General features: G+C 39.6%; 5 protein-coding genes. All 5 read right to left on the bottom strand.

What is annotated here, in order from left to right; all coding sequences use genetic code 11:
• On the bottom strand, positions 1–293 hold a 293-nt coding region (locus KGY70_19585; GenBank protein ID MBS3777406.1), incomplete at its 3' end, for a DUF2809 domain-containing protein.
• A 369-nt stretch (positions 294–662) separates the two neighbouring features.
• The gene (locus KGY70_19580) at positions 663–1,055 is read right to left on the bottom strand and encodes a HipA N-terminal domain-containing protein (protein ID MBS3777405.1); all 393 of its coding nucleotides are present in this window, start codon (positions 1,053–1,055) and stop codon (positions 663–665) included.
• Entirely contained in the window at positions 1,052–1,849 is a 798-nt protein-coding gene (locus KGY70_19575) for a HipA domain-containing protein (protein ID MBS3777404.1), read from the bottom strand. Before KGY70_19575 ends, KGY70_19580 begins: the two co-directional genes overlap by 4 nt.
• 41 nt (positions 1,850–1,890) lie before the next feature.
• Positions 1,891–2,223: a VanZ family protein gene (locus KGY70_19570; protein MBS3777403.1), complete on the bottom strand. Its 333-nt coding sequence runs from the start codon at positions 2,221–2,223 to the stop codon at positions 1,891–1,893.
• 337 nt (positions 2,224–2,560) lie between these two features.
• The gene (locus tag KGY70_19565; protein MBS3777402.1) at positions 2,561–2,773 is read right to left on the bottom strand and encodes a DUF2283 domain-containing protein; all 213 of its coding nucleotides are present in this window, start codon (positions 2,771–2,773) and stop codon (positions 2,561–2,563) included.
• Between the last annotated feature and the right edge of the window lie 499 nt (positions 2,774–3,272).

Here is a 3,272-nt window from a genome sequence, read left to right as displayed (position 1 = left end):
GTGTATCCGCTGCCAATCAGGGCATGAACCAGGAAATATTCCCGCAGTTCGTTGAGCCACGGGATTTGAATTAGTTGTGTAAACTCCAGCAAGCAAGTAATAACAAAAACAACCAGCGAGATCTTCAGCGCCCGAACCTTCGGAAAAACTAGCGAAGCCAGGAAGATGAAGAATACCAAATAAATTACACCGCCCAGATGGTTGCTCACAAAACTACTACCCGGCCCGGCATAAAACTTGGTTAAGATGCCAAGGGGCACTAAAAGAGCTAATATCAGAAGTTTTAGTTTCATAGCTTTCAAGAGTGGTAGATTGGATGGAACGCTGATCCGTCAGTAGCCGGACACGGTGACCGCGGATTTGTTTTTTTTCAAAGATTAAAGTTAATTATAAAGTAACCTAAGAAGTATTGTTTTGTTTTAGTTTTTTATCCGTGTTAATCCGTCGCACAGTGTCCGGCTTTCGACGGATCCGCGTCATCCCTGTCTGCCTGCCCGACGGCAGGCGGGCCGACAGGCAGGCGTGTTCCATTCCTTGCTTGTGCGGATGATATTAATCTCTATGTATCTTTTTAATTAGGTGGGTTATTTTTGATTCACCGATTTACACAAATATTTATGTTAAATTATTATGAGTCTTAAAACAGGAATGCCTGGGAAAAATTATACGGCGTACAACTTAAAGGGGTTTGATATGGTCACCTTGCCAAACAATTTCAAAAGCCCGATGGAATCGTCTTCCCGGATGTTGGCCTTCCTTATTTTTTTCAGGTGAAAAGGCTGATTAATGGCCGGAATCCTGGAAGCGAAAAAAGGCCAAAGCTTTTCAGATGTATATGTACGCTTCACATCAGGAAAATCAGTTATTGGCTTTGTTGCCGGATTTTGAATATACTCATTGGTATACTCAAACTGCCAGTTATTCCCGTTATAGCTCAAAATAGCTATCACTTGATTATCGTATACAAGATGAAATTTAGCATGAGTATCTTCAGGAGTATCATTGTAATCCATTCCATCTACTTTCCAAATGTTGTTCATCCATTTACGTATCATGATTCAAAGTTAAGTATTTTCCTTATTTTTTTATACCTGTATAATAAGCATGAATTTATAAGGTTTATTCTCTCGTGGCTTAATAACCCCTCAAACTCAGAATTAATGCGTTTATGTACATTATGAATAAATTTTTCATCATAGAAAATTTCCTTGAGAATTTGAATATTTTCTAAAAATCCATGTTCATAAAGCTTATTCATTAACTCAAAATGATTTAATTTATTGTATCCTTCCCAGCCCGTTTTTGGGAAACTATTATCTGCATACTTTTTAATATGTTTGCTCGTCTGATTTTTATCCTTTACAAGTTCTTGTATTCTATTTTCATGATAGTTCCAAAATAAAGCTCTTGCTGTATCATAAATTGGAGAGAATACAGGTTTTTGTTGGCCTTTTACATCATTAATTATCCCCCAATTGTAAAAATGTCGGTCATTATTTCCAATAATTGCATCAAAAATAAGCATTTTTATGTAATCTTTAAAAATCTTCTCAGCCTGTTCACCATAGAAATGATTTATAACTTCATTCGTAAACTGGACTGTAAATAACTCTCTGGCTTTATCAATTTCTTCTACTTTTTCAACAAATTCTTTATCATTTAAGTAGCCTGCATAAATTTCAGCCCCATGTTCTAAAACTTGTATTCTGGGTTTTGATAAAAAATATTTTGATAAGAATCGAATTTGGCCACCCAAAAAAGCAAGCCTGGTTTCAGCCATCTTAAATCCGAAGTACTCTCCAATTCGACTAAGTAAAAATTCTGTTATTGTTAATTGATGGTTACTGATAACTCATCACTAATTTAACAACCTGCTTTTAAGCATATTTTTTAAAAAGTCATTGTCAATAAACCTCCCATCAGCACCCCAGTCCCATTCGCCACCATATCATTCATGTTAAAACCCCGGTAGGGCAGGAGGGCCTGTATGAGTTCGAGGCCTGCTGCCAGGGCAAGGGCAAGCAGGACAGCGGGCCAGAGTTTTTTGAGCTGCCATGCGAGGAGTACAGGCAGGGGCGCGTACACGAGCGCGTGGAGCAGGTAGTCCCACCGCAGCGTGAAAACATGGTTCTCGTTCAGTGCCTCCCCGGCGCTGTTGAGTGGTAGCACCGTGGCGAGGAGGAGGAGCGTGAGGTATGTGATGAGAATGGCTTTGAGCTTCATGAATGTTCTTGGAACGCGGAAGAGATGGAACGCGCCTGCCTGCCTGCCCGACGGCAGGCGGGTCGGCAGACAGGGATGACCGCGGATAATATTTAAAAGGATAAAAATCTGTGAAAATCCGTTGTACCGTGTCCGGCTTTCGATGGATTTGTGTTCTGTTTTGTTTTAAATGTCTGTCCGCCGACAGGCGGGTTTGACAGGAGTTTGAAGTTATTCGTGCTGTCCCTCGCTCACCCCTAGCCCCTGAAGGGGTATCCGCCGTACGCTGGCTTCAGTTGGTGCTTTCGTGCTGTCGTGGTTTCGGGCCGTCGTTGTTTCAAGTTTCAGGTTGAGATTTTCAACCTGCACTTTTTAGGTAAACAGAAATAGGATCTGTATTTTTAAGTGAGCTGATTTTTAGTATAGAAAATCCAATGATGTTTCCTTCCTCATCAATTTTTTCCATAACGGCATCATTGTTAGTTTCCCTGAAATAACCTGCCTTTCTTTCAAAAATTACTTCAAGATAATCACCTTCTTTGTCATACCATATTTTTATTTCTTTGTCCATACTATTTCTCCCTTTTTAATTGAATCTGTAAAGTAGGATGTAATAATAAAACCTTCATTTTCCCGTAATTAAACGACTAAACACAGGAATTTATTGGTTACAGGAGTTTTTAAATAGTTTTTATAAAATAATTGTACTGATTCATCGGTTTTTGAAAGAATTATCGTATCCGGCTTTTTTAACGTTTCTTCTAGTTTTTCTAGTTGGCCGCCCATTTCCGGGTGATCGGTAAAAATATGCTGCGCTCTTTGTTGAGTTAACCGAATGCCTCTATTATAAAGATCATAAAACAAATGCATATTATATTGTATTATTTAGCAGGGAACTCACAATTCATTAATCATAACTTCTTCTTCGTTCCCTCGTGCTGTCGTGCTAGTCGTGCGCTCGTGTTGTCGTTGTTTCAGGTTGAGAAGCGCAGAGCACAGAGCTTAGAGCTTAGAGCTTAGAGGAAGAGGCTGCCGGATGAGTCTCTGTTTATTGCGCGTTTTCGCTCCAT

It is taken from the genome of Bacteroidales bacterium, assembly GCA_018334875.1.
Classification (GTDB): domain Bacteria; phylum Bacteroidota; class Bacteroidia; order Bacteroidales; family UBA12077; genus JAGXLC01.
This window is presented reverse-complemented; position numbering and strand designations above follow the sequence as displayed.

What these genes read in the sequence shown, in the direction of transcription:
- KGY70_19570 (MBS3777403.1), bottom strand. Translation starts at nt 2,223, where the DNA reads ATGAAGCTCAAAGCCATTCTCATCACATACCTCACGCTCCTCCTCCTC.
- KGY70_19565 (MBS3777402.1), bottom strand. Translation starts at nt 2,773, where the DNA reads ATGGACAAAGAAATAAAAATATGGTATGACAAAGAAGGTGATTATCTT.
- KGY70_19580 (MBS3777405.1), bottom strand. Translation starts at nt 1,055, where the DNA reads ATGATACGTAAATGGATGAACAACATTTGGAAAGTAGATGGAATGGAT.